The sequence below is a fragment of the Microbacterium sp. Soil_N32 genome (assembly GCF_057655505.1).
The window spans coordinates 15,428-41,122 of sequence record NZ_JBDGME010000019.1 but is presented as its reverse complement, the minus strand read 5'-3'; the positions used below and the strand labels follow the sequence as shown (position 1 = coordinate 41,122).

The 25,695-nt window shown below is 70.5% G+C and carries 24 protein-coding genes and 1 tRNA gene; 9 read left to right on the top strand and 16 right to left on the bottom strand.

Features of this window, described 5'->3' with window-relative positions; translation table 11 throughout:
• Positions 1-82: 82 nt before the first annotated feature.
• From AC3A3J_RS08245 to AC3A3J_RS08235, 3 genes are read left to right on the top strand one after another with little or no spacing between them, the layout of a single operon-like run.
• Positions 83-847 carry a hypothetical protein gene (locus AC3A3J_RS08245; RefSeq protein WP_487671819.1) on the top strand — a complete coding sequence of 255 codons (765 nt, stop codon included), beginning with the start codon at positions 83-85 and terminating at the stop codon, positions 845-847.
• Positions 844-2,382: a DNA polymerase Y family protein gene (locus AC3A3J_RS08240; protein ID WP_487671818.1), complete on the top strand. Its 1,539-nt coding sequence runs from the start codon at positions 844-846 to the stop codon at positions 2,380-2,382. Before AC3A3J_RS08245 ends, AC3A3J_RS08240 begins: the two co-directional genes overlap by 4 nt.
• Positions 2,382-5,831: an error-prone DNA polymerase gene (locus AC3A3J_RS08235; RefSeq protein WP_487671817.1), complete on the top strand. Its 3,450-nt coding sequence runs from the start codon at positions 2,382-2,384 to the stop codon at positions 5,829-5,831. The genes AC3A3J_RS08240 and AC3A3J_RS08235 overlap by 1 nt, the downstream gene beginning before the upstream one ends.
• A 36-nt stretch (positions 5,832-5,867) precedes the next feature.
• Here the strand turns inward: AC3A3J_RS08235 and AC3A3J_RS08230 are convergent, their stop codons facing one another.
• Positions 5,868-6,248 carry a hypothetical protein gene (locus AC3A3J_RS08230; RefSeq protein WP_487671816.1) on the bottom strand — a complete coding sequence of 127 codons (381 nt, stop codon included), beginning with the start codon at positions 6,246-6,248 and terminating at the stop codon, positions 5,868-5,870.
• Positions 6,249-6,572: 324 nt separating this feature from the next.
• Here AC3A3J_RS08230 and AC3A3J_RS08225 point away from each other — a divergent pair, with 324 nt between their 5' ends.
• On the top strand, positions 6,573-7,451 hold the full coding sequence (locus tag AC3A3J_RS08225) for a DUF72 domain-containing protein (protein ID WP_487671815.1): 879 nt from the start codon (positions 6,573-6,575) through the stop codon (positions 7,449-7,451).
• Positions 7,452-7,460: 9 nt separating this feature from the next.
• On the top strand, positions 7,461-7,769 hold the full coding sequence (locus AC3A3J_RS08220; RefSeq protein WP_487671814.1) for a hypothetical protein: 309 nt from the start codon (positions 7,461-7,463) through the stop codon (positions 7,767-7,769).
• A gap of 92 nt (positions 7,770-7,861) precedes the next feature.
• Here the strand turns inward: AC3A3J_RS08220 and AC3A3J_RS08215 are convergent.
• Positions 7,862-7,938: transfer RNA gene (locus tag AC3A3J_RS08215), tRNA-Pro, on the bottom strand.
• Between the two features lie 107 nt (positions 7,939-8,045).
• Here AC3A3J_RS08215 and AC3A3J_RS08210 point away from each other — a divergent pair.
• Genes AC3A3J_RS08210 through AC3A3J_RS08195 form a run of 4 tightly spaced genes read left to right on the top strand, consistent with a single transcriptional unit; the run spans position 8,046 to position 11,149 of the window.
• Positions 8,046-8,642: a GNAT family N-acetyltransferase gene (locus AC3A3J_RS08210; protein WP_487671813.1), complete on the top strand. Its 597-nt coding sequence runs from the start codon at positions 8,046-8,048 to the stop codon at positions 8,640-8,642.
• A complete protein-coding gene (locus tag AC3A3J_RS08205) occupies positions 8,639-9,094 on the top strand; it encodes a hypothetical protein (protein ID WP_487671812.1) in 456 nt (151 codons plus the stop codon). Before AC3A3J_RS08210 ends, AC3A3J_RS08205 begins: the two co-directional genes overlap by 4 nt.
• A 10-nt stretch (positions 9,095-9,104) precedes the next feature.
• Positions 9,105-9,485 carry an RNA-binding S4 domain-containing protein gene (locus AC3A3J_RS08200; RefSeq protein WP_487671811.1) on the top strand — a complete coding sequence of 127 codons (381 nt, stop codon included), beginning with the start codon at positions 9,105-9,107 and terminating at the stop codon, positions 9,483-9,485.
• A gap of 38 nt (positions 9,486-9,523) precedes the next feature.
• Positions 9,524-11,149, top strand: a complete 1,626-nt coding sequence (locus AC3A3J_RS08195; protein ID WP_487671810.1) for an HNH endonuclease signature motif containing protein — start codon at positions 9,524-9,526, stop codon at positions 11,147-11,149.
• Positions 11,150-11,233: 84 nt separating this feature from the next.
• Here the strand turns inward: AC3A3J_RS08195 and AC3A3J_RS08190 are convergent, their stop codons facing one another.
• The 14 genes from AC3A3J_RS08190 to xerD all read right to left on the bottom strand — a co-directional run bounded on the left by AC3A3J_RS08190 (position 11,234) and on the right by xerD (position 25,692).
• The gene (locus tag AC3A3J_RS08190; RefSeq protein ID WP_487671809.1) at positions 11,234-12,127 is read right to left on the bottom strand and encodes an NUDIX domain-containing protein; all 894 of its coding nucleotides are present in this window, start codon (positions 12,125-12,127) and stop codon (positions 11,234-11,236) included.
• 154 nt (positions 12,128-12,281) lie between these two features.
• Positions 12,282-13,754 carry a ribosome biogenesis GTPase Der gene (der, locus tag AC3A3J_RS08185; protein ID WP_487673086.1) on the bottom strand — a complete coding sequence of 491 codons (1,473 nt, stop codon included), beginning with the start codon at positions 13,752-13,754 and terminating at the stop codon, positions 12,282-12,284.
• A gap of 37 nt (positions 13,755-13,791) precedes the next feature.
• Positions 13,792-14,502, bottom strand: coding sequence for a (d)CMP kinase (cmk, locus tag AC3A3J_RS08180; RefSeq protein WP_487671808.1), 711 nt, complete (start codon positions 14,500-14,502; stop codon positions 13,792-13,794).
• Positions 14,495-15,631, bottom strand: coding sequence for a prephenate dehydrogenase (locus AC3A3J_RS08175; RefSeq protein ID WP_487671807.1), 1,137 nt, complete (start codon positions 15,629-15,631; stop codon positions 14,495-14,497). Before AC3A3J_RS08175 ends, cmk begins: the two co-directional genes overlap by 8 nt.
• Positions 15,628-16,416, bottom strand: coding sequence for a pseudouridine synthase (locus tag AC3A3J_RS08170; protein WP_487671806.1), 789 nt, complete (start codon positions 16,414-16,416; stop codon positions 15,628-15,630). The genes AC3A3J_RS08175 and AC3A3J_RS08170 overlap by 4 nt, the downstream gene beginning before the upstream one ends.
• The gene (gene scpB / locus AC3A3J_RS08165) at positions 16,413-17,039 is read right to left on the bottom strand and encodes an SMC-Scp complex subunit ScpB (RefSeq protein ID WP_487671805.1); all 627 of its coding nucleotides are present in this window, start codon (positions 17,037-17,039) and stop codon (positions 16,413-16,415) included. The genes AC3A3J_RS08170 and scpB overlap by 4 nt, the downstream gene beginning before the upstream one ends.
• The gene (locus AC3A3J_RS08160; RefSeq protein ID WP_487671804.1) at positions 17,029-17,883 is read right to left on the bottom strand and encodes a segregation and condensation protein A; all 855 of its coding nucleotides are present in this window, start codon (positions 17,881-17,883) and stop codon (positions 17,029-17,031) included. Before AC3A3J_RS08160 ends, scpB begins: the two co-directional genes overlap by 11 nt.
• Positions 17,867-18,757: a ParA family protein gene (locus AC3A3J_RS08155; protein ID WP_314648116.1), complete on the bottom strand. Its 891-nt coding sequence runs from the start codon at positions 18,755-18,757 to the stop codon at positions 17,867-17,869. Before AC3A3J_RS08155 ends, AC3A3J_RS08160 begins: the two co-directional genes overlap by 17 nt.
• Positions 18,758-18,806: 49 nt before the next feature.
• Positions 18,807-19,952: an ABC transporter permease gene (locus AC3A3J_RS08150; RefSeq protein ID WP_487671803.1), complete on the bottom strand. Its 1,146-nt coding sequence runs from the start codon at positions 19,950-19,952 to the stop codon at positions 18,807-18,809.
• Between the two features lie 212 nt (positions 19,953-20,164).
• Complete coding sequence (locus AC3A3J_RS08145; RefSeq protein ID WP_487671802.1) at positions 20,165-20,839, bottom strand: ABC transporter ATP-binding protein; 675 nt, start codon at positions 20,837-20,839, stop codon at positions 20,165-20,167.
• Positions 20,836-22,437, bottom strand: a complete 1,602-nt coding sequence (locus AC3A3J_RS08140; protein ID WP_487671801.1) for an efflux RND transporter periplasmic adaptor subunit — start codon at positions 22,435-22,437, stop codon at positions 20,836-20,838. Before AC3A3J_RS08140 ends, AC3A3J_RS08145 begins: the two co-directional genes overlap by 4 nt.
• A gap of 1 nt (position 22,438) precedes the next feature.
• A complete protein-coding gene (locus AC3A3J_RS08135) occupies positions 22,439-23,260 on the bottom strand; it encodes a nucleotide exchange factor GrpE (protein WP_487671800.1) in 822 nt (273 codons plus the stop codon).
• Between the two features lie 335 nt (positions 23,261-23,595).
• Entirely contained in the window at positions 23,596-24,618 is a 1,023-nt protein-coding gene (locus AC3A3J_RS08130) for a hypothetical protein (protein ID WP_487671799.1), read from the bottom strand.
• Positions 24,619-24,789: 171 nt separating this feature from the next.
• Positions 24,790-25,692 (bottom strand): site-specific tyrosine recombinase XerD, encoded by a 903-nt coding sequence (gene xerD / locus AC3A3J_RS08125; RefSeq protein WP_487671798.1) that lies wholly within the window; start codon positions 25,690-25,692, stop codon positions 24,790-24,792.
• Between the last annotated feature and the right edge of the window lie 3 nt (positions 25,693-25,695).

Here is a 25,695-nt window from a genome sequence, read left to right as displayed (position 1 = left end):
CATCCGAATCGCGATGTCCGATGTACGAAGTATCGTCGGAACCGCACTTGATATATTCGAATATCTCTTCGAGGATGGATGTATGGGGATCGGGCTCGATGCGGTGACCGCGCTCTCTCCGACCAGCGACACACGCGCCGGAGAGGTGCTGCGGCTGCGCCGCGAGATCAGTCGCATGCAGCGGCGGCGCAGTGATCAGACGCTGCTGCCGCTCGACCCCGCCCTCGCCCCCCTCCTCCCGGACGAGGGGCTGCTGACCGGCACGTCGTACTCGCTCTCCCCCTCTCCCAGTCTCGTGCTCGCCCTGATGGGGGCGGCGTCGCAGAAGGGACTGTGGTGCGCCGTGATCGGCATGCCCACCCTCGGGGTCGAGGCCGCGGCGGGATTCGGCATCGACCTGAACCGCCTCATCCTCGTGCCGGACCCGGGCGATCGCTGGTTCGCCGCCACCTCCGCCCTGGCCGAGGTCGTCCCGCTCATCGCCGTGCACCCGGGCGGCCGTCTGCGCGACGCCGACGTCTCGCGCCTGAGCGCGCGGCTGCGCGACCGCGGCACCACGCTGCTCGTCACCGGCGTCTGGCCGCAGAGCGAAGGATCGATCCGCGTGCACGATCCGGAGTGGAACGGCCTCGGCGCCGGCTGGGGACTGCTCTCCGACCGCACCGTCACGGTGACCGCCCGCACCCGGCGCAGCCCCCTGCCCGCCAGCGTGCGGGTGCGCCTGCCCGGTCGGGACGGATCCCTCGAGCCGGTGACCCCCGAGCTCGCCGCACTCCCCGCCCTCCCGCAGCGCACTCCCGCCGCGGACCCCGCGCCCGAGCTCCTCCGTTGGGCGGAGGCGGGATGAACGAGCCCCTCCGCGTGCTGGTGCTGTGGTTCCCGGACTGGCCCCTGCGCGCTGCTCTGGGCGGCGCGCTCCCGCATCCGCCGACGGCCCTCCTGCACGCGAACACGGTGGTCGCCTGCAGCGCCTCGGCCCGCGAGCACGGCGTGCGGGCGGGGCAGCGACGCCGCGAGGCGCAGGGGCGGCTCTCGTCGCTGCAGGTGCTCCCCCACGACCCCGCCAAGGACGAGCGCGCCTTCGTGCCGGTGCTGCAGCTCATCGAGGAGCACGCGCCCGGCGTCGCCCCGCTGCGTCCGGGGCTCGCCGTACTCCGCTCGCGCGGCATCGCCCGGTACCACGGCGGCGAGGCCGAAGCAGCGGAGGCACTCGTCTCCGTGCTGGCCGATGCGGGCTTCCCCGAGGTGCGCATCGGCGTCGCCGACGGCCCCTTCACCGCCGAGATCGCCGCCCGGGGTCCGCAGCGGTGCACGGTCGTGCCGGCGGGCGGCGCCCGCGAGTTCCTGGCCCCCTATCCCGTGCAGGTGCTGCGCGACGAACAGCTCACCGCTCTCCTGATGCGCCTCGGCATCCGCACGCTGGGCGAGTTCACCGCCCTGCCGGTGGCCGACGTGCGCGACCGCTTCGGCGAGCGCGGCACCCGGTTGCAGGCACTGGCCGCCGGCGCCGATTCCCGACCGCTCACCCCGCGCCCGCCCGACCCCGAGCTGGTGCGCACGGTGGAGTTCGAGACGCCGCTGAGCGGGGCCGACCAGGTGGCGTTCGCCGTGCGGCAGACCGCGGATGCCGTGATGCTGGCCCTGGGCGAGGCATCCGTCGTGTGCACCGAGGTGCGCATCGATCTCACCGATGACGACGGAGAGGTGTTCAGTCGCCCGTGGCTGCATCCGTCGTGCTTCGACGCCGCCGACCTGGTCGACCGGGTGCGCTGGCAGCTGGAGGCGCTCGCCGCGCGGAACGCGAAGGAGCCCGTCGACGAGGCGCGGGCGTTCGGCGGCATCGTCGCGGTGCGGATCGTGCCGGTGGCGGTCGACGACGCCGCGCACCACCAGCCGGGACTCTTCGGTTCGGGCACCGACGAACGCCTGCACCACGCCGTCTCGCGGGTGCAGACGATGCTCGGGCACGAGGGTGTCGTCACGGCGGCGGTCGCCGGTGGGCGGTGGCTCGCCGACCGGCAGGTGCTCACTCCGTGGGGCGAGCGGCCCGTCGCCCCGCGCGACCCGTCGTCTCCGTGGCCGGGGAGCCTGCCCGACCCGCTGCCGGCCGAGGTCTTCCGCCCGCCGCGGCCCCTGGGGGTCACCGACGGGGCCGGCGAGGCGGTGCGCATCGACGACCGGGGGCTGCTCTCGGCCGATCCCGCCTTCGTCGACGGTGCCGCAGTGCACGCCTGGGCCGGGCCGTGGCCGGTGAACGAGCGCCGATGGGCGGCCGGCGGCGGCAAACGCGGGCACCGCTTCCAAGTGGTCGACGAGAAGGACCGGGCCTGGCTGATGTTCTGCGCCGGCGGGCGCTGGTGGGCCGAGGGCAGGTACCGCTGATGGGATGGCACAACCCTCCCCAGACCTGGGCCGAGCTGCAGCGCACTCTGGCCGGTGAGCCGCCGAGCGCTGAGCCCATCGGCGTTCGTGCCGACCCCGGACCGGTCAGCCGGCGGCGCAAGTCGCTCCCTCCGACCTCCACCCCGCGACCCGACGATGCGGTTCCCTACGCCGAGCTGCATGCGCACTCGTCGTATTCGTTCCTCGACGGCGCCTCCTCCCCCGAGGCGCTGCTGATCGAGGCCGAGCGCCTGGGGCTCAGCGCGCTCGCGCTCACCGACCACGACGGCTTCTACGGCGCGGCGCGCTTCGCCGAGGTGGCGGAGCTCATGGACGTGAAGCTGCAGACCGTGTTCGGGGCCGAGCTGTCGCTGGGCCTGTCGGCACCCCAGCGCGGAGCGGCGGACCCCGAGGGCGAGCACCTGCTCGTGCTCGCCCGGGGCATGGAGGGCTACCACCGCCTCTCGGGCGCGATCACCCGGGCGCAGCTGCGCGGCGGCGAGAAGGGGCGCCCCGTCTACGACATCGACGATCTCGTCGAGAGCGCGGGCGGCCACTGGACGATCCTCAGCGGCTGTCGCAAGGGCGCGGTGCGCCGAGGACTCGAGGCGGGTGACGCCGCCTCGCCCCTGCGACGGCTGACCGGGATGTTCGGGGCCGAGAACGTCGCGGTGGAACTCTTCGACCACGGGGATCCGCTCGATTCCCGGCGCAACGACGAGCTGGCGGAGCTGGCACGGCGGATGCGCCTGCCCGTCGTCGCGACGAACAACGTGCACTACGCCACCCCGCAGAAGGCACCGCTGGCGGAGGCGATCGCGGCGGTGCGTGCGGTGCGGAGCATGGACGAGCTCGACGGATGGATGCCCGCGCACGGCGGCGCCCACCTCCGCAGCGGAGCCGAGATGACGGCGCGGTTCCTCCGGTATCCGGGCGCCATCTCCGCCGGGCTCGACCTGGCGGAGGCATCCGCCTTCCCCCTGCGGCTGGCGCGCCCCGCCCTGCCGAAGCAGGACGTGCCGGAGGGGCACACGCCCATGAGCTGGCTGCGCAGGCTGGTGTGGGAGGCGGTGCCGAGCCGCTACCCCCGCCTGGGCGAGGACGGCCGGCGCCGCATCGCGCGCGAGCTCGACGTGATCGAGGAGAAGGACTTCCCCGGGTACTTCCTCATCGTGCACGGCATCGTCGCCGAAGCCCGTCGGCGCGGCATCCTCTGCCAGGGTCGGGGATCGGCCGCGGCGAGCGCCGTCTGCTACCTGCTGGGCATCACCGCCGTCGACCCCATCCTCTACGGCCTGCCGTTCGAACGGTTCCTCGCCACCACCCGACAGGAGGAGCCCGACATCGACGTCGATTTCGACTCCCGGCGCCGCGAGGAGATCATCCAATGGGTCTACCGCGAGTACGGCAGGGAGCGTGCCGCGCAGGTGGCGAACGTGATCCAGTACCGCCCGAAGAACGCGGTGCGCGACATGGCCAGGGCGCTCGGTCATTCCGTGGGTCAGCAGGACTCCTGGTCGCGACAGGTCGACGGCTGGAGCACGGGTCTGGAACCGGCCGAGGGGCACGACATCCCCGAGAACGTGCTCGCCTACGCGGGCGAGTTGATGAAGGCGCCCCGGCACCTCGGCATCCACTCGGGCGGGATGGTGCTCACGGCGCGTCCGGTGGGCGAGGTCGTACCCGTGGAGCATGCACGCCTGGAGGACCGCACCGTCATCCAGTGGGACAAGGACGACGCGGCCTTCATGGGCCTGGTCAAGTTCGACCTGCTGGGCCTGGGGATGCTGGCGGCCCTGCAGCACTGCTTCGACCTGATCCACGAGGCCACGGGCGAGCTGTGGACGCTGGAGGACATCCCCAAGGAGGAGCCGGGGGTGTACGACATGCTGTGCCGCGCCGACTCGATCGGGGTGTTCCAGGTGGAGTCCCGAGCGCAGATCGGGCTCCTCCCCCGCCTGCAGCCGCGGCGGTTCTACGACCTGGCGATCCAGATCGCCCTCATCCGCCCCGGGCCCATCCAGGGCGGGGCCGTGCATCCGTTCGTGCGCCGCAAGATGGAGAAGGACAGGGTCGACGAGGAGAACCGCGCCCGAGCGGCCAGGGGCGAGGCCCCGGTGGAGTTCCCGATCCCCTACCCGCACGCGGATCTGGAGCCGATCCTCGAACGCACGCTGGGCATCCCCATCTTCCAGGAGCAGCTGATCCAGATGGCGACGGCCGTCGGCGACTGCACGGCCGACGAGGCCGACCTGCTGCGGCGGGCCATGGGGTCCAAGCGCGGACTCGAGAAGATCGAGAAGGTGCGCGAGAAGCTCTATGCGGGCATGGAGCGGCGCGGACTCGACCAGGATGCCTCCGACCGCATCTACGCGCAGATCCAGGCCTTCGCGAACTTCGGGTTCGCCGAATCGCACTCACTGTCGTTCGCGCTGCTCGTGTACGCCAGCTCGTGGCTCAAGCTGCACTACCCCGCTGCGTTCCTCGCCGGACTGCTGCGTTCGCAGCCCATGGGGTTCTACTCGGCCGCCACACTGACCGCCGATGCGCGACGACACGGGGTGGAGGTGCGGCGCCCCGATCTGCAGCTGTCCGGCGCGACCGAGACCCTCGAACCCCTGACCGACGCGACCCCGGCCGGTCCGACGGGGCGGGAGTCGTGCCGCGCGGTTCCCCAGCCGCCGACGTTGCGGTTCGACCGGAGCGCCCCGGACGAGGCGGAGGCGCATCGGCGCGACGGCGGCTACGCCGTGCGGATGGGCCTGAGCGGGGTACGCGGGATCGGGGTGCCGATGGCCGAGCGGATCGTCGCCGAGCGCGAAGCGCACGGCCCGTACCGCGACCTGCACGACCTCGTGCGGCGGACGGATGCCACGGCCGCACAGCTGGAGGCGCTCGCGACCGCCGGAGCCTTCGCGTGCCTCGGGCTGGACCGACGCGAGGCCATCTGGATGGCGGGTGCCGCCGCCGAAGACCGCTCGCGGTACCTCCCCGGCACCGCGGTGGCGGTGCAGCCGCCCCTCTTCGCCGACCAGACCAGCTACGAGCGCCTCTCCGCCGATCTGTGGGCAACGGGGGTCTCGACCGACGACCATCCGATGCTGCATTTCCGCGCGGCGCTGCGCGACCGTGGGGTGCTCGCATCGACCGATCTGCGCACGCACGAGACCGGGCGCCGCGTCGAGGTCGCGGGTCTCGTCACGCACCGTCAGCGGCCCGCGACGGCAGCGGGTGTGACCTTCCTCAATCTGGAGGACGAGGGCGGGCTGGTGAACGTCATCTGCTCGGTCGGCGTCTGGAACCGCTACCGCCGTGTCGCCCGGGACTCCCCGGCGCTCATCATTCGCGGCATCCTCGAGCGGTCGGACGAGGGCGTCATCAACGTGCTGGCGGATGCCTTCGAAGACCTTCGCACCGGGGTGGCGCACCGGTCGCGGGACTTCCGCTGACGCCAGCTCTCACGGGGCGGCGCGCGGGGGGCGTGCTCACCAGAAGCGCTCGGTCTGCTCCGGCTCCGGCACTGCGCTCCCCCAGCGGTCGGCTTCCGCCTTCGCGGCCTCGGCGGCGGCATCCGCCTCGTCGAGCGCGACCGTCGCCCCGATCGCTCCGGGGCCCGTCGCGTCGAGACGCAGCTCGGTGCGCGAACCCGTGGCCGAGAGCACGACCGTGCAGTCGAGCACCCGTCCGAGCCACCGCACCGGGTCTCCCCCCGCCTCTTCGATCAACCGATAGCGCACGTTGGTCTCGAGGTCGCGGAGCCCGGCGATCACCGCTTCGCCCGTCACCCCGTCGAGGCGCTCGACGACTTCGAGCCGGTGCCCCTGAGCGATGGCGACCTGCCCGGGGACCACGATCGTCCTGTCCATGCGACCACTCTAGGAAGCATCCGCGCACGGCGATAGCCGACCGTCGCGGATGCCCGGCGAAAATTGCCGTGTCCCCCATATGGCGGACACGAGGTTTTGGGCGTACCCTGCATCTCATAGCGGGGGCGACGGCCGAGGACTGGGGAATCGGTCGACGAGCGCAGCGATGATTCGCGGCCTCCCGCCCGGGGAAGGGCGGTGAGCCCTCTCGATGACACCCGTATCTGGGGCGGGCCGATCGAGAGGGCGATATCCGCATAGCCCTCCCGCCCCGACCGGTCAAGACGCTCGGAGTCGGCCAGGTCGGCCGTCTACCGTCGCCGCATGGCCGAGACACCGGAACCGACCCGCGGGCGGGCTTACGTCGGCGTGTCGGGGTGGCGCTATCCCCGCTGGCGCGGCGACTTCTACCCGAAGGGACTCGTGCAGCGGCGGGAGCTCGCCTACATCGGCGAGCAGATGACGAGCGTCGAGATCAACGGATCGTTCTACTCGCTGCAGCGCCCCGAGAGCTATCGACGGTGGCGCGCCGAGGTGCCGCCGGACTTTCCGTTCGCCGTGAAGGGGTCGCGGTACATCTCGCACATGCTGCGACTGCGCGACGTCGAGCAGGCGCTGGCGAACTTCTTCGCGTCGGGGGTGCTGGCGCTCGGCTCGCAACTGGGGCCGATCCTCTGGCAGCTCCCGGCCCGGCAGAAGTTCGAGCCCGAGGTCATCGCGGCCTTCCTCGACGCCCTGCCGACCACGACCGGGGAGGCTCTCGACCTCGCGCGGCGTCATGACGAGCGGCTCGACGGGCGTGCCTGGCTCGAGATCGAAACGGATGCGCCGATCCGATACGCGCTCGAGCCCCGCTCGGCGGACTTCGCGGATGCAGCCGCTCTCGACCTGCTCTCGCAGCACGGCGTCTCACTCGTCGTCGCCGACACGGCGGGCACCTGGCCGCGCTTCGAAGCGCTCACCGCGGACTTCGTCTACGTGCGGCTGCACGGCGCGCAAGCCCTCTATGCGAGCGGATACACGGGGGCGGAGCTGCGCGCCTGGGCCGACTCCGTGCAGGGGTGGATCGACGGAACGTCCACCGGCGACGGGCGCCCCCGCGACGTGTACGTCTACTTCGACAACGACGCCCGCGGCTTCGCACCGCACGACGCACGAACGCTCGTCGGGATGCTCGGGGAACTTTCGTCGGGGCGCGCATAGAATCACGGCATGTCGTCCGCACTGCTCCACGCCGGCCAGCGCCGTGCCCCGCGCACCGCCGCGCGACGCATCATGTGGGGTGTCATCACTCTTCTGCCGCTCGGAGCGATCGCCGCATGTTTCACCGTCGGCGCGGTGCTCGGGTGGACCGGCGACGAGGCGGTGGGCGACGCCGAGCGGGCGTGGCACACGGGGTTCGCGATCTGGTTCGACCTGTTGTTCGTGGTGACGCTCGTGGGAGGGGTGATCGAGGTGCGGCGGCAGCTCGCGCAAGAGCGGGCGGCGCGGTCGTCGTCGGCGGCATCATCCGAACGGTAATCCGTCCTCCCGCGAGGCGATACCTCGTCGGTTGAGGCGGGGCGCCCGAGTACGACGAAGGCCCGGAGACTCCTATGAGTTCCGGGCCTTTCTGGTCGGGCTGACAGGATTTGAACCTGCGACCCCTTGACCCCCAGTCAAGTGCGCTACCAAGCTGCGCCACAGCCCGTTGTTCTGCACTCTCGCGCAGGCAACTCATCCATCTTAGCCTGAGGTTCGGGCGTCCGCGAACCAGCGCCCGTTGCGTGTGTCGGAGCCCCGGCGTAGCGTGCGGCCATGACGACGATCACGACCGCACCCGCGACGATCGCGCGGTGGGAGGATGTGCAGCACGCGCTCACCGGCGGGGGCGACGGCGCCAGCTGCCAGTGCGTGTGGCCGGTGCTCCGCAACAAGGATTGGAACGCCACGACCCTCGACGATCGGGCGCGGCTCTTCCGCGACGAGATCGAGGCGGGCCCTCCCCCGGGCCTGGTCGCGTACATCGACGGCGAGGCAGCAGGGTGGATCCGCGTCGGCCCGCGTGTGCGGCAGGAGCGGATCGGTCACACGCGCGCGATCGTCGCCGCGACGGCTGAGCCGCTCGACACCGACGATGTCTGGGCGGTGACCTGCTTCGTCGTGCGTCGGGAGCATCGGGGGCAGGGACTCAATGATCGGCTGCTCCAGGAGGCCGTCGCCTTCGCGCGGGCGAGCGGCGCTCGCGTGATCGAGGGCTATCCGGTCGATACGCGGGGCCAGAAGCAAGCATCGAATGAGCTGTTCCACGGCACGTTGGGCACGTTCCTGCGCGCGGGTTTCGTCCGACGCAGCGACCTCACCCGCGGGCGGACGCTCGTGACGCTCCACCTCGGCGATAGCGTGGAGGTATGAGCGACGAGCATCCCTCCATCGACGATTTCGTTCTCGGCGCCTTCGAGCGCGCGACCGGCGAGATGGAGGACGGGTCGGTGGCGACCTACGACTGGTACACCGGATCAGCCGACGTCGACGGCGAGACGGTCGAGCTGATGCTCGAAGGTGCCGACCCCGACGAGGCACGGAAGCGGCTCCCCCGCGTGCGTGCGGTGATGGCCGACCTGCATCGCGTGCAGCGGGCTGCATCGGATGCCGTCGTCGCCACCTTCAGTCAGGGCGACCCGTCGCCGCACGACCTCGACGAGGGCGCGTCCGATCTGCTGCTCGAGGCGGTCGAGGCCGGAGCCGACGGATCGATCGTGCTGCACTTCACCGATGGGTGCGGCGAGCACTTCCCCGAGGGGTACTGGCCCGCGGCGCACCTCGCCGACGACGACACGGTGGCGACGGTCACCGTCGAGTCATGAGGCCCACCGCATGAGCGCGACGGTACGGGTCGACAGTTGGCTCTGGGCGGTGCGCGTGTTCAAGACGCGTTCGGCCGCCACGACGGCGTGCCGGGCGGGTCACGTGCGGGTCAACAGCGACAAGGCGAAGGCCGCCCAGGCCCTCAAGATCGGTGATGAGGTGCGCATCCGCATCTCGGGATTCGATCGCATCCTCATCGTGCGGCAGCTGCTCGTGAAGCGTGTGGGCGCGCCGCTCGCGGCCGTCGCCGCGGAAGACCGCACACCGGTGCGTGAGCCTCAAGCGGTCATCGCGGTGCGCGACCGCGGAGCAGGCCGGCCCACCAAGCGGGAGCGGCGCGAGATCGACCGCCTACAGGGGCGGAACTCTCGGGATCCGTTCGCCGAATAGCTCTTCCGTTGTTCGAACATATGTTCTAAACTGTTCGTATGTCCGGCTCCCCCACTCCTCCCCTCGACCTCGACGAGCGTCGACGTCTGGTGGACGCGTGGGTCGACGTGCGGCGGCAGATCGCTCGGCTCGAAGCGGAGGCGTCTGCGCTCCTCGGCGAACGACTGCGGACGCATGACGGAGACATCGCTGAGCATCCGCATCATCGCGACGCCATCCATCGGTCCATGGTCGCGGAGTACGCAGCGGCTGGCCGACTATCGCAGGGCGCGATCGAGTTCGCGTTCGCGGACGCCATGGCGGTCGGGCGCGATCTTCCGGCGGTCGGCCAGGCGTTCCAGCGGGGCGACATCACGGCCGCGCATGCGCACGAGATCGCGCGATGCGCAGCGGTGGTCGTCGAAGCCATCCGCAACGGGAGGGCGGATGCCTCGGCGCTCGGCCTGTATGAGAACGCGGTGCTGGTGGTCGCCGAGAGCGAGACCGCCACCCGCACGCGCATGCACGCGCGGCGCCTGGCGGCGGCTCTCGTCGGAGAGAGCGTGAGTGAGCGACACCGGCGCGCGGCGGACGAACGGGGTGTGAGCGTAAAGTCCCTCGACGACGGACTCGCCCTGCTCACCGCTGTGCTTCCCGAGGCGCTCGCCTTCGCGGTACGCGATCGCTTGACCACGATGGCCAGAGAGGTCATCGCCACGCGAGACGACCGCGAACCGGCGTGGATGCCGCACCCGCTGCTCGACCGTGCCGACACCTCCCCCGATCAGTGGATCCTCCCCGAGCACGTCGCCTGGGACGATGCGGAGGCCGCCGGTCTCGACGACGCGATCTTCGGTGGCTCCACATTCACGACCGACCCGCTTCCGACGTCCGACCCGCTCCCGACGTCCGACCCGCTCCCGACGTCCGACACCATCACGGCGTTGGATGTCCTCGCGACACCCGGCGGCGTTATGACCTCCGACCCATCGACGGCCTCCGGTCCGTCCACCTCGTGCGGTCCCGTCGCGGCGTGTTCCGGATCCACGCCGACCGAGATCGGCGCGGGAGTCGTCGAGGGCGTCGAGCACCGCACGGGTGACACGCGCACGCTCGATCAGGTGCGGGCCGATCTTCTCACCGACCTGCTCCTCGCCGGTACGCCGAGCGACTGTCACGGCACCGGCCTCGACCGCATCCAGGCGCGCGTGCAGGTGACGGTCGCAGCCACCACGCTCGCCGGCCTCGACGATCGGCTCGCCGAGCTCGACGGACACGGCCCGATCGACGCCGACACCGCCCGCGCCCTCGCGGCCGGGGCGACGGGCTGGAGCCGCCTCTTCCTCGACGCCGACGGCATGGTCACCGAGACCGATGCGCACACGCCGACCGAGAACATGCGACGGTTCCTGCGCGCCCGCGACCAGCACTGCCGCTTCCCCGGTTGCCGGACTCCTGTGCACCGCTGCGACGTCGACCATACGCACGAGCACTCCCGAGGCGGTCGAACACGGCTCGACAACCTGAGCCACCTCTGTCGCGCGCATCACGCACTCAAACACCCCGACGTGCACGACGCGCACCGGTGGTCGGCGAGGTCGCTCCGCGACGGCACCATCGAATGGACCAGCCCGCTCGGACGCACGTACTCCGATCGCGCCCCGAGACGCGTGATGTTCGTGTGAACGCAAACCAATCGATCGCGCCCCGAAACGCGTGATGTTCGTGTGAACCCCCACGAACCGATCACGCGCCGAGACGACGCCGATTCACACCAGGTCGAGCAGCCAGCCCGCCGAGCGCACGGCGGCGACATCGGCCCGCTCGAGGCGCCCCACCAACTCGCGGTCGCTCGTCACGGCGACCACCCGCTCCCCCGCCGCGACACGACGCTCGACCTCCGCGACGATCGCATCGTCGCCCGCGGCATCCGCCCGAACGATCGCGACCGCCGTCTCACCGGAGTCGACCGCCCTCGCCTGCCCCTCGACCACCATCGCCACGGTCGGGAACCAGGTCGCCCCCTCGAGTCCGACGGACTCCGCCGGCACACCGATGCCCGACACGCGAGAGATGAGACGCGAGGTCGCTCCCGCCCGGTCTTTCCACCACCCGTCCGGCACCGACCCGACGACGTTCGCCGCGTCGACGACGAGACTCAGGCGCTCCGCGAGCAGACGTCGCAGCGTGGGCCAGGACGACGCGAACCCCGGATGCAGCGGAAGGCTCTCGACCTCGTCGAGCGGCACCCATTCGAGCGCGACGCTCTCGGGATCGCTGATCACCGGATCGAACGGCACCTCGACCGCGGCGACCACCGTCGTGTACGCCCACACATCGAGGTCGAGCACGCTCGTGAAGATCGGCCGCACGGCGCCGTCAGGCACTCCGGCCTCTTCCTGCGCCTCGCGCAGCGCGCCGTCGATCGGCGCCTCTCCCTGGTGCAGCGCACCGCCGGGCAGTCCCCACGTCCCCCCGAAGTGGCTCCAGGCGACCCGGTGCTGCAGCAGCACGCCCCGGTCGGGGTCGACGGCCAACAGGCCCGCCGCTCCGAACCGACCCCAGTAGCGCTGGCCACTGGGCGCCTCGACCCAGGCATCACCCGGGTCGCGCGGTCCCTGAGGGCGGCGCGGCTCACCGTCGGCAGGAGGAACGATCGTCACCCCTCCACCCTGTCACAGCCGCACGCCACCGGCGTCGACCGCAGACACACGACGCAAAGGAGTCTCCTCCTCGCACAGACGAAAGTCCGGCGGCACCGACGCGAACGGCGGGCGGCTCGATTCGAGCACACCCGCCGTTTACGTCCACGCGATGTCAGCGCTGCCGACGCTCGCGCACGCGCATGTTGATGACGATCGGCGTTCCCTCGAACGGATACAGCTCGCGCAGACGACGCTGGATGAAGCGCCGGTACCCCGGGTCGAGGAACCCGGTCGTGAACAGCACGAACGTCGGCGGACGCGTCGACGCCTGCGTGCCGAACAGGATGCGCGGCTGCTTCCCACCCCGCAGGGGGTGCGGGTGCTCTGCGACGAGCTCGGCGAGGAACGCGTTGAACTTGCCGGTGGGGATGCGGCGGTCCCAGTTCTCGAGAGCGGTCTCGAGCGCGGGCACGAGCTTGTCGAGGTGACGACCGGTCTTCGCCGAGATGTTCACCCGCGGCGCCCAGGCGACGTGCGCCAGGTCCTGCTCGATCTCGCGCTCGAGGTACCGGCGGCGGTCGGCGTTCTCGAGGTCGTCGTCGTTCAGGCGGTCCCACTTGTTGAACGCCAGCACGAGCGAGCGCCCCGATTCGAGCACCAGGTCGATGATGCGCACATCCTGCTCGCTGATGGTCTCCGAGACGTCGAGCACGACGACCGCGACCTCCGCCTTCTCCAACGCGGCCGAGGTGCGCAGCGAGGCGTAGAAGTCCGCGCCCTGCGCCATGTGCACGCGGCGGCGGATGCCGGCGGTGTCGACGAGCGTCCACAGCTTGCCGCCGAGCTCGACCACCTCGTCGACCGGGTCGCGGGTGGTGCCGGCGAGGTCGTTCACGACGACGCGCTCCTCGCCGGCAGCCTTGTTGAGCAGCGACGACTTGCCGACGTTCGGGCGGCCGAGGATCGCCACCCGACGCGGCCCGCCGATCTCGGCCTTGGCGACGGCCGACACCTCGGGGAGCTTCTTCAGCACCTCGTCGAGGAGGTCGGCAACGCCGCGACCGTGGATCGCCGACACGGGGTGCGGCTCCCCCAGGCCCAGGTTCCACAACGCCGCGGCCTCCGGCTCCTGGCGGGCGTCATCGATCTTGTTGGCGACGAGGAAGACCGGCTTACCGCTCTTGCGCAGCAGCTTCACGACGTGCTCGTCGGTCGACGTCGCGCCGACCATTGCGTCGACGACGAACAGCACCACGTCGGAGAGGTCGATCGCGACCTCGGCCTGCGCGGCGACGGAGCGGTCGATGCCTCGAGCATCCGGCTCCCACCCGCCGGTGTCGACGAGGGTGAACCGACGGTCCGACCACTCGGCCTTGTAGGTGACGCGGTCGCGGGTGACACCGGGCGTGTCCTCCACGACGGCTTCGCGGCGGCCGAGGATGCGGTTCACGAGCGCCGACTTGCCGACGTTCGGTCGTCCGACGATCGCGACGACGGGCAGGGCCGGGAGGAACTGGATGCCGTCCTCGCCGAGCTCGATGCCCGCGAGGAGGGCTGCGTCCTCGTCGTCCAGCTCGTAGTCGGCGAGACCCTGCCGCAGGGTTTCGGCGCGCTGCTCGGCGAGCTGCTCGTCGAGGTTCTCCATCTTCTCGGCGAGCTGATCCGGCGCGCCTTCGTATTCGTCATCGGCCACGGTGTGCTCCTCGGAGTCTTTCGATCACCGCGAGAACGGCATCGATGGTCTGGGAAAAATCGAGCGCGGTCGAGTCGACGACTTCCACGCCCTCGGCGGCGTTCAGGAAGTCGACGACGGCGCTGTCCGAAGCGTCCCGCTTGTGCAGCGCTTCGGCGACGGCCGCCGCGTTCTCGCCGGCGAGTTCGCCGGCCCGGCGCGCGGCGCGCACCTCGGGGGCTGCCGTGAGCAGGATGCGCACGGGCGCGTCGGGCGCGACGACGGTCGTGATGTCGCGCCCCTCGACGACGACGGCCGGGTAGGGGGCCTCGGCCACGAGGGACCGGAAGAGGTCGTTGACCTGCGCGCGCACCTCCGGCACGCGCGCGACGCCGCTGACCGCGCCCGAGACGCGGGTCTCGCGGATCGCGTCGGTCACGTCGGCCTCGCCGACCTGCACGGTGCGGTCGTCCGGGTGGAGTCCGAGCCGGACGGGGAAGTCGGATGCTGCGGCGCGGACCGCGTCGGCGTCGTCGGTGTCGGCCCCTCGGTCGAGCACGTGCCAGGCGAGCGCCCGGTACGCCGATCCCGTGTCGAGGTAGCCGAAGCCGAGTCGCCGCGCGACCGCCTTCGACACGCTCGACTTGCCCGACCCCGCGGGACCGTCGATGGCGATGAAGTCGACCATGGCGGTCTCCCCTCGGGTGCTGGTGTCAGTCATTGGTGCTCCCCGCGATCCGCCAGCCGCGCTCCTGCAGACCGGCGATGGCGCCCTGCAGGGCTGCCGGGTCGACGCTGATCTCGGCGAGGCCGAATTGTGCTCCCGGAGAGTGCTCGAGCCGGAGGTCCTCGACGTTGACGCCGAGCTCCCCCAGTTCGCCGAAGAGGCGGCCGAGCTGCCCGGCCGTGTCGTCGACCATGACCACGAGCGATTCGAAACGGCGGTTCTGGCCGTGCTTGCCGGGGAGCCGCTCGACGCCGTCGTTGCCGTGACGGATCGCCTCGGCGACGACCTTCCTGGCCCCCGCGGCACCCGGTGCGCGCAGGGCGTCGGACACCTCGCGCAGGTCGGAGGCGAGCGCGTCGAGGATCTCGACCACGGGCTGCGCGTTGGCCCCGAGGATCTGCACCCACAGCTCGGGAGCGGATGCCGCGATGCGGGTCGTGTCGCGCACGCCCTGGCCGGCGAGACGCAGCGCGCCCTCGTCGGCCTCGGCGAGGCGTGCAGCGAGCAGGCTGGCGACGACCTGCGGCACGTGCGAGGTAAGGGCGACCGATCGGTCGTGCTCCTCCGGGGTCATCTCCAACGGCATGGCGCCCACATCGAGCGCGAGCGCCTCGACGAGGGCGAGGTCGGCAGCGCTCGTCTGCTCGTCGCGGCAGACCACCCAGGGGCGACCGATGAAGAGGTCGGCGCGCGCGGAGATCGCTCCCCCGCGCTCCCGTCCGGCGAGGGGGTGGGAGCCGATGTAGCGCGCGAGATCGACTCCGCGCTCCTGCAGCGCACGGAAGGGTTCGAGCTTCACGCTCGCGACGTCCGTGACGACGGCGCGCGGGAACCGTTCGAGCTCCGCGGCGATCACGTCGGCCGTGACGTCGGGCGGCACGGCCACCACGATGAGCACGGGCTCGTCGGCGTCGTCGGCGAAGCGTCCGGCGCCGTAGTCGACGGCGAGGCGCAGCTGGGCGGGCGAGGCATCCGTCAGCGCGACGTCGACGCCCTTCGCGCGCAGCGCGTGGCCGACGCTCGCACCGAGCAGACCGGCGCCGACGACGCGCACCGTGCCGGACAGACGCGGCGCGACACCGGTCGTCTGACGCACACGGGGCGCACTCGTGGTGTCGGTCACTGATTCTCCTGTTGCTCGCCTGGCGCCGCGGCGACACCGGAATCCCGGCGCGACAGAGTCAGCAGCGCGCCGAGTTCGATTTTACTCAGGTCCCTGGTCTTCCCCGCCGGGAGCGTCCCCAGGTGCAGGGGCCCGAACTGCCGGCGCACGAGCTCCGTCACCGGATGCCCCACCGCGGCGAGCATCCGTCGCACGATGCGGTTGCGACCGGAGTGCAGGGTCAGCTCCACCAGGCTCGATCCGCGGGAGGTGTCGAGCAGGCGCGCCTTGTCGGCGGCGATGAAGCCGTCCTCCAGGTCGATCCCCTTCGTGAGCTTCGCGATCGTCTGCGCCGTGACCGCGCCTTGCACCTTCGCGATGTAGACCTTCGTCACTCCGAATGAGGGGTGCGCGAGCACGTGGGCGAGTTCCCCGTCGTTCGTGAGGATCAGCAGCCCGCTCGTCTCGGCGTCGAGCCGACCGACGTTGTACAGCCGCTCCTCGTAGTGATCGGTGAAGCGCCGCAGGTCGGGCCGCCCGTTCTCGTCCCGCATGCTGCTCACCACGCCCGTGGGCTTGTTGAGCATGACGTAGCGCTTCGAGACGTCGAGCTGCACCGCCGTACCGTCGACGTCGACCAGGTCGGTCGCGGGATCGATGCGGCGGCCCAGCTCGCTCACCACCTCGCCGTTCACACGGATGCGCCCCTCGACGATGTACTGCTCCACCACACGGCGCGACGCGACACCTGCCGCCGCCAGCACCTTCTGCAGCCGTACGCCCTCGGGTCCGGTGTCCTCGGTCATCCCGCTTCCTTCCTGCTCGGAGCGCCCGGCGTTCGTCGCAGCGCTCCCTCGTCGAATCCGTCTGCGCCGTCATCGAGCAGCGGGGAGATGGGCGGCAGTTCGTCGATCGAGTTGATGCCCAGGTGCTGCAGCAGCGCGTCGGTGGTGCCGTAGTTGATCGCGCCGGTCTCGGAGTCGGCGAAGAGCTCGGTGATCAGGCCGCGGGCGAGCAGTGTGCGCACGACGGAGTCGACGTTCACCGCACGGATCGACGCGACCTGACTGCGCGTCACCGGCTGCTTGTATGCGATCACGGCGAGCGTCTCGAGCGCGGCCTGCGACAGCCGCGCCGGCGCCTGCCCTCCGACGAAATCGGCGATGAGATCGTCGTGATCCTCGCGCACATAGAGACGCCACCCGCCCCCCACCTCGCGCAGTTCGAATCCCCGTCGGGGTCCCGCGCCGCGCCCGTCGTAGTCGTCGACCAGCGAGGCGACCGTCTGACGCACCGCGGGAACGGGAGCGCCGACGGCGGCGGCGAGCGCCACGAGGCCGATCGGCTCGTCGATGATGAGGAGGATGGCCTCGATCCGTTCGGCGAGCGGCGTCTCGACCGCGGCGGTCTCAGTACGGTCATCGGTCATAGTCGGCCCCCAGGGTCGCGAGTGTCTCGTCCGACCAGGAGTCGGCGGCCCAGCGGAGCGTCAGCTCTCCGAGCGGTTCCAGCTGTTCGAACGACAGGGCGGCGTGTCGGTACAGCTCCAGCACCGAGATGAAACGAGCGACGACGATGCCCGGTTCCGTGACCCCGGCGACGAGTTCACGGAAGCTCACCGCCTCGGTCCCGCGCAGGATCGTCACGACGATCGCCGCCTGCTCCCGAATGCTGACCAGCGGCGCGTGCAGATGGTCGAGCCCGACGTGCGGCATCTCCTTGGGCGCGAAGGCCAGCAGCGCCAGTGCGGCGAAGTCGTCGGCACTGAGCGACCAGGCCAGCTCGGGCGTCTTGCGGCGGTGTTTCTCGTCGAGCCGCACGGCCCGGGCGTGCCGGCGATCCTCGCGCTGCAGGCACCGGGAGAACCAGGCCGAGACCTCCTTGAACGCGCGGTACTGCAGCAGGCGGGCGAACAGCAGGTCGCGCGCCTCGAGGAGAGCCACCGCCTCGGCATCCACCAGCTCGCCCTGCGGCAGCAGCCCGGCGACCTTCATATCGAGCAGCGTCGCCGCCACGACGAGGAACTCCGACGCCTGATCGAGCTCTTCGTCGCCGTCGAGCGCCGCGAGGTACGCGATGAACTCGTTGGTCACGGCGCTGAGCGAGACCTCGGCGATGTCCATTTCGTGCTTCGAGATGAGCGTGAGGAGCAGGTCGAACGGGCCGTCGAAGTTCGACAGCGACACCCGGAAGCCGGGATCGGATGCCTCGACCGAGGCGTGGTCGGGTGAGGCGTCGTCGGGTGAGACCGTGGGCTCAGGCGACGGCGCCACGTGCGACCAGCTCCCGCGCCAGGCGCAGGTAGGCCTGCGCTGCGGCGTGCTCCGGCGCGAATTCGGTGATCGGCACGCCCGAGACCGAGGCGTCGGGGAACTTCACGGTACGACCGATGACCGTCTCGAGCACGTCGTCGCCGAACGCCTCGACCACGCGCTCGAGCACCTCGCGCGAGTGCAGGGTGCGCGGGTCGTACATCGTGGCGAGCAGCCCGTCCATCTCGATCGACGGGTTGAGCCGGTCGCGCACCTTGTCGATCGTCTCGATCAGCAGAGCCACACCGCGCAGCGCGAAGAACTCGCACTCGAGCGGGATGATCACGCCGTGGGCGGCGGTGAGCGCGTTGACGGTGAGCAACCCGAGGGACGGCTGGCAGTCGATGAGGATGACGTCGTAGTCGCCCGTGACCTGGCGCAGCACGCGGGCGAGGATCGTCTCGCGTGCGACCTCGTTGACGAGGTGCACCTCGGCCGCCGAGAGGTCGATGTTCGCGGGGATGACGTCGAGGCCGTCGACGCCGGAGTGCACGATCGCCTCACGAGCGTCGCGCTTGGTGTCGAGCAGCAGGTCGTAGATCGTGGGCACGTCGTGCGTCTGGATGCCGAGACCGGCCGACAGCGCGCCCTGCGGGTCGAAGTCGACCGCGAGCACCTTGCGGCCGTACTCCGCGAGCGACGCGGCGAGGTTGATCGTCGTCGTGGTCTTGCCGACGCCGCCCTTCTGGTTGCACAGCGCGATGATGCGCGCCGGACCGTGCGAGGCCAGCGGCTTCGGCGTCGGGAAACCGCGGTACGGACGACCGGTCGGTCCGATGGGTGCGTCGTCGACCTTCTTCGCCGCCGCCCTGGACTTTCCCGCGTTCTCAGCCACCGATTCTCCTGCTCACTCGTGCTCGGTCGAGTCTAGCGGTTGGGTCCTCTCACACGCCGCGCAACGCGGCGACGGGCTCGATGCGCGCGGCTCGACGGGCGGGGTACCACCCGGCGCCGCACCCGACGACGGCGCCGAGGAGCGCACCGCATCCGGCCACGACCGGGTCGGTCTGCGGCGACCACCCCTGGACGATCGCGACCACCACCACGCCGGCGACGCCGAGCGCAGCGCCGATCAACCCGCCGATGAATCCGATGACGACCGACTCCACCATGAACTGCGCTGCGATCTGGCGGCGCGTCGCACCGAGGGCACGCCGGAGTCCGATCTCCCCGACACGTTCCATCACCGAGAGCAGGGTGACGTTGGCGATGCCGAGGCCGCCGGCCAGCAGAGCGATCGCGCCGAGGATGAGGAAGACGACGTTCACATCCGCGCGCACGTCGCGGCTCAGCTCCGACGTGGCGGGCGGCGCCTGCGCCTCGAGCGACTCCGGTGCATCCGGCTGCAGCGCGACGACCGACTGTTCCGCCACCTGCGGGCCGGCCCCGAGCACGATTCCGATCGTCAGCTCGGCCGGCGCCTCGAGGCCGAAGTCGGCGCGAGCGGCACCATCGGGGATGATGACGGCGTCACGGAACTCCCCGCGCCGCTCCATCCCGTCGACGATGCCGATCACCGAGTAGGCCAGCCCCGCGATGAAGACCGAGGGCTGCGAATCGACCCGGTTGATCCCCATCCGTTCCGCGGCGCCGACTCCGAGAACCACGACCCGATCACGGCGTTCGTCGTGACCGTCGTCGAAGAAGCGACCGCTGACGACATCTGCATCGACCGCGGCGGGAAACCCACTGCTCGCGGCGACGAGAGTCGGCGCCGTCGCCTGCGGCGCAGACGGGTCGTTCACCGGAACAGCGGTGATGGTCTCCCCTTCGGGCAGCTCGATGGAGGTGATGAGTGCTGCACTCTCGACCCCGGCGAGCAATCGGACCCGCTCGGGCGAGTCCCACGGCAGCCGCCCGGCGGCGACCGTCTTCTCGCTCGTTCCGGTGGACGCTTCCGCGGGGGCCACCACTACCTGCGTGAGGGCCAGCGCGTCGAACTGCCGCGCCACTTGGGCGGCGGCCGTCTGGGCGAAGCCGAGGGTCGCGACGAGCGACGCGATGCCGAGGACCGTTCCGAGCAGCGTCATGACGAGCCTCGCCGGGCGCGATCCGATGTCGGCGGTGGCCTCGGCCACGAGGTCCTGGGCGGAGAAACGGTCGGCCGGCGGCACATCGCGGAGAAGTGTCGGACCCTCGCGGAAGAACGACGGATCATCGGCATTCGCCGCGGACGCCCCGGGGTAGGACGGGAGCGCGCCCGATCGTCTCGCCCGTCCCGGACGTCGAGATTCCTTGACGTTCACAGCTCGCTCAGCCTTCCGTCGGCGATGCGGATGCGGCGGTGCGCACGTGCGGCGATGGCCGGGTCATGGGTGATGACGATGAGGGTGAGTCCATCGTCGTTGAGCTCCTCGAACAGCTCCATCACCTCGGCGGACGTCCGCTGATCGAGGTTGCCGGTCGGTTCGTCGGCGAGCAGGAGACGGGGTCCGCTCACGACGGCGCGGGCGATCGCGACCCGCTGCCTCTCACCGCCGGACAGCGCGTTCGGGAGGAAGTCGATGCGATGCCCGAGCCCCACGCGGATCAGCGCTTCCCGCGCACGGTCCTCGCGGACACCCCGGGGCACCCCGCTGTAGAGCATCGGGAGCAGCACGTTGTCGAGCACGCTTCGTCGGGGCATGAGATGGAAGGCCTGGAAGACGAAGCCGATGAACCGCGCCCGAACGGCCGCGCGCTCGTCCTCGGTCAGCGCGTTCGTCGGTGCTCCGGCCAGCCGGTACTCCCCGACGCTCGGCCGATCCAGCAGACCGAGCAGGTTGAGCATCGTCGACTTGCCGGAGCCGCTCGGACCGACGATCGAGATGTAGTCGCCCGCGGGCACACTCAGAGTCGCGCTCTTGAGCGCCTGCACCTCGGGCGGCCCCGGAAAGGAGCGCGTGACGTCACGCAGCTCGACGAGCCCGTCGCTCACCGTCCCACCACGACCAGGTCGCCCTCTTCGAGCTCGCCCTCGACAGGCGTGACCTCGACGGCACCCTTCGCAGCCAGTCCGGTCTTCACCGTGACGAGATGCGTCTCAGCGTCGTCGCCCTCACGCGGGTCGGAGTCGACCACCTCGACGCGGGACTCGCCGCCCGGACCGGCGGTCACCGCCGACACCGGTACCGAGAGCACCTCCCCCGCGGTCGCCCCGACGGGCACATCGACGCGGACGTTGGTTCCTTTCAGCGCTTCGAGCTGTTCCGGCGTCAGCGGATCGGGGTCGAGCAGAACCTGCCACCGCGGCGACTCGCCCTCGCCTTTCTCGACCGAGGCCACCACGGCGCGATGCGCGGTGCCGTCGGGCAGCTCGAACGTCGCCTCCCCGCCGCTCTTCAGCAGACCGGCGTCGCTTTCGGCGACCGCACCTGTCAGGCGTACCGTCGCTCCGGACACGGTCATCGCGGCCTCCGTGAGCACATCGCCCCGTTGGACGGCGACCGTGTCGACCCTGCGTGGCAGCGCGGTGAGGAACAGAACCTCGCTCGCCGGCAGGAAGGGCAGAGCCTCCTGCTCCGCCTTCTCGAGCGTGTTCTTCGCCGAGGCGAGCGACTCCTTCGCCGACTCGACCGCCGATTTCTCCGCACTCGTGTCCTTCGCCGCGAGCGCCTCGTCCCGGGCGAGCTTCGCCTTCTGCAGGTCCCACTGCGCCTGCTGCACGTTCCCTCCGTTCGCCTGCGCGTCGGCGAGTGCCTGCTCGGCAGCCGCCACCGCGACGTCCGCATCGAATCGTGCGGCGACGGTGGGGCCGGCCGATGCCTCGCGCAGCGCCTTCTCCGCGGCCGTCACACCGTCTTCGGCTGCCCGCACACCCTGCTCCGCCGTGCTCACCGCCTCGTCCGAACCCTCCGCGGCCTCGGGCACCGAATATCCGGCCTGCGCATACAGCTGGCCGACGGCATCCGCCGTTGCGCGGTCGAAGACGTTCGACGTCACGTCGCCGACATCGAGGCCCGCCGCGGCGAGCGCCTGCTTGAGCTGGAGCACGTCCGGACCCTCCAGCCCGTAGCTGAGCGTGCGGTACGCCGGCAGCTCCCCCGGCAGGACGATCAGCGGACGCCCCGAGACCTCCAGAGCGATGGAGCGGATGTCGAGGACGGCGCCGACCTCGGGCACCCGTCCCGTCACGACGGCGTCACCCCCGGACAGGGCGGACGTGTCGACCTTGACGTCCACGGCATCCGCGTATCCCACGTCTGCGCGGAGCGTCACGTCGTTCGTGAGCGTTCCGTACTGCACGGGCGCCGTCACCAAACCGGGCTCCGGCGCATCGTCGGCGGATGCCTCGGCCGGAATGACGAACCGACCGACGAGCAACCCGACCACGAGGCTCACGACAGCGCCGAGCGCGACGAGCCACAGCGCCCTGTTGCCGCGGAGCACTCGCCCCCAGCCCGCCGCCCGTGACGACCTCTCCCCGGGAACCCGATCCGCGTCGGCGTGCGTCGCCTCCTCCGACTCGGGACCGCCGTTCCGATCGTCGTCGACCTCGGCGAGCACCTCCGTCGATGTCACATCATCGTGGCGCACGTCAGCCCGCCTGCTCCGCCGCGCGCTTCATCGCGTCGAGCTCTTCCTTGTTCGCGTCGACGAACTCCTGCTCGACGTGGCGAACGATGTCATCGCGCTGCGAGAAGTAGTCCGTCTCCTCGCGGCAGGAGAGGTCGACGAGCGCCAGCTCGATCTCGCGCTCCTGCAGTGAGGCTGCAGCCGGATCGGTCTGCGGCGTCACCTCGGTGCTGCTCTGCGCGGGGTCAGCGCCGGCGTCACTGGGCGGCGGCATGAGCTGCCGGAGCGCCTCGGCGATCGACTGAGAGGCATCGCGCTGTCTCGAGAAACCGGGCTCGCCGCCGTCGTCCATACAGGCCGACCACTGCTCGTCGAGCTCGACGAATCGCGGGTCGCTTTCGACGTCGCTCCACAGCGTCTCCATGCGCCCCATCAGATCCTTGAACGCGCCGAGATCGATCTCGGGCGCTTCAGCCATGACCTCGTCATTGGCCTTCGTTTGACACCCTCCATCGGTGACGGGCAGCGGCTCGCCGCTCGCCGCCGCTTCCTGCAGCTCGCTCGAGACCGCTCCGGACAGGGCGATCTCGTACGCCCGCTGTTCCGCCTCCGAAAGCGACATCACGTACGCATAGTTGGCGTCGGCAGCGAGCGCCGCCTCGCCGTCCTCCCTCGCCTGCTCTCGCCCCGGCCAGTCGACGATTCCGTAACCCCACTGCTCCACCCAGCTGCGGTCATCGGGCCTCCAGTCCGCATCCGATGTCGTCGCGCCGGCATCCGCCGAGATGTTCGGCGTGTACTCGAATCCCTCCTCCTTCATGCACGCCGCGATCTTCTCCTCCACGGCGGTCTCCTCCGCGCGTCGCTGCGACTCTGCATCGCTTCCGCTTCCGTAGATCGCGTCGAGGTAGGGCTGAAGCGGCGACAAATCGGCGCGAGACGAGGAGTCGTCTCCCGTGGCGGATGAGCACCCTGCGAGGACGAGGATCGACGCCGCGGATACGACAACGAGGGGGGACGGTCGAGCGCATGAGGAATCTCCGGATCGGTACGAGGAAATTCCAACGTAAGAAACGGCGCACTCGATCCGGGAATGAAAACGCCTGTTTGAGGGCCGATTTGGAGTGTTCCGATATGCCACGCTGCGCCGGTCGAGGTGGCATCGCTGGGTCCGAGTCGTCAGCCCGCCTGTTCCGCCGCGCGCTTCATCGCGTCGAGCTCTTCCTTGTTCGCGTCGACGAACTCCTGCTCCATCTGCACGAAGATCTCTGCTTGACTTGCGTCGAAGTCCGTTTCTTCGCGGCATGCGAGGTCCACAAGTGCCAACTCGATCTCGCGTTCTTCCAGCGCTGCGACCTGCGGGCTGGCCTCCGGCGAGAGATTGGAGGGCGTGACAGGTGGCACCTCGTCAGACTCGCTGTCTGAGGCGAAACGAAGCTTCGCGTATGCCGTCGAAATCGAATCTGCCGCATCCTGCTGGGCGTCGAAACCCGGTTCCCCTCGCGCCTCCATACAGGCAGACCATGCATGATTCAGCGCAACAAGACCCGGGTGGCTCTCGAATTCTGCCCAGACAGAATCCATCCGGGCGATCAAGTCGTCGAAGGCGGCGAGTTCGGGCCCTCGCCGCGCGACCTCCTCGCGGTGTGCCGCGGCTCCTGCGCAGCCGGCGGTCTCCCAGCCCTCTCCCTCAAACACGCCGTCACCCTCCGCTGGTTCCTCCGGCCCGTACAGGGTCTCGTTGTATGCGACCTGCTCCGCAGCGGTAAGGGATTCGTAGTACTGGCTATTGGGGTCTTCGACGGGTTCATCGGAAACCGCCTCGTCGAGCTGCACCTCGCCGACCCCCGCGACAATCCCGTATCCCCATTTCTCCACCCACCTCTTGTCGTCGGGAGAGGCACCTCCCTCCTCATCGACCGCTACATCGAAAGTGACGGCGGGGGGAACGAAGGGTGTGTATTGAAAGCCCTGCTTCTTCATGCACTCAGCGATGTCCTCCTCGATGCGCTGGCCCGTCTCACGAATCTCCCTCTCCATGTCCTCGGAAGTCCGACCGCTCCCGTGAAGCGCTTCGTAGTAAGGCGCGAGCGGGGATCCTGAGTCGGCGCTGTCCTCAACCGATTGGTCGGCACAGCCGCTCAGAAGGAGTAGCGACGCCGCGGAGGCGAGAACAGCGATCTGAATACGGGACAGGCACATGTGAGGGTCTCCGAAGCCATGGGGATGAGAGTTTCACAGTACGGAGGAGGGATCGAGAACGAATGCTGACGCAATGCTTTCAAGGCGAACATGGTGGCTTCCGGAATACCAACTAGTAGCGGCCCAGCCTGGGGCGACGACGGGCTCGATGCGCGCGGCTCGACGGGTACTTCAGCGCGCGCGGGGATGCGACGTCGCGTAGATGTCCCGCAGCGTGTCGACGGAGACGTGCGTGTAGATCTGCGTCGTCGCGACCGAGGAATGTCCCAGCAGCTCCTGCACCACGCGCACATCCGCGCCGCCCTGCAGTAGGTGGGTCGCGAACGAGTGGCGCAGGGTGTGCGGCGAGACCTCGCTCGTGATCTGCGCGCGCTCCGCCGCTGACCTGATCACCAGCCAGGCGCTCTGCCGTGACAGCGGAGCGCCGCGGAGTCCGAGGAAGAGCCGCGATGACGCTCTGCCCTTCGCCGCCAGCGACGGTCGCGCGCGCGTCAGATACGCGTCGACGGCTGCGCGGGCGAACGAGCCGACCGGAACGATGCGTTCTTTCGATCCCTTGCCGCGCAGTCGCAGCACGTCGCCGTGGGCGAGGTCGTCGACATCGAGCCCCACCGCCTCGGAGACCCGCGCACCGGTGGCGTACATCAGCTCGAGCAGCGCACGGTCGCGAATCCCCGCGGGTTCCTCCGCAGACGGCGCCGCCAGAAGCCGCTCGACCTGGTCGATGGTGAGGGCCTTGGGCAGCCGGCGCGGCGCCTTCGGCGGTCGCAGTCGGCCGCTCGGGTCATCCGCCTCGACACCCTCCCTCGCCAGGAATCGGTGCCAGCCCCGCACCGACGATTGCAGTCGCGCCAGGCTCGTCGCCGCGGGCGGGGGTTCGGCTGCCGCCCGCTCGGCGACGAATCGGCCGATGACCGCCGCCGTCACCTCCGCAGTGTCGACGATCCCCTGTTCCCCGAGCCATGACACGTAGCCCTCGAGGTCGCGGCGGTATGCGGCGACCGTATGCTCGCTGAGACCGCGCTCGATCGTGACATGGCGCAGGTAGACGTCGAGAGCACGCGCGAGCTGCATCGC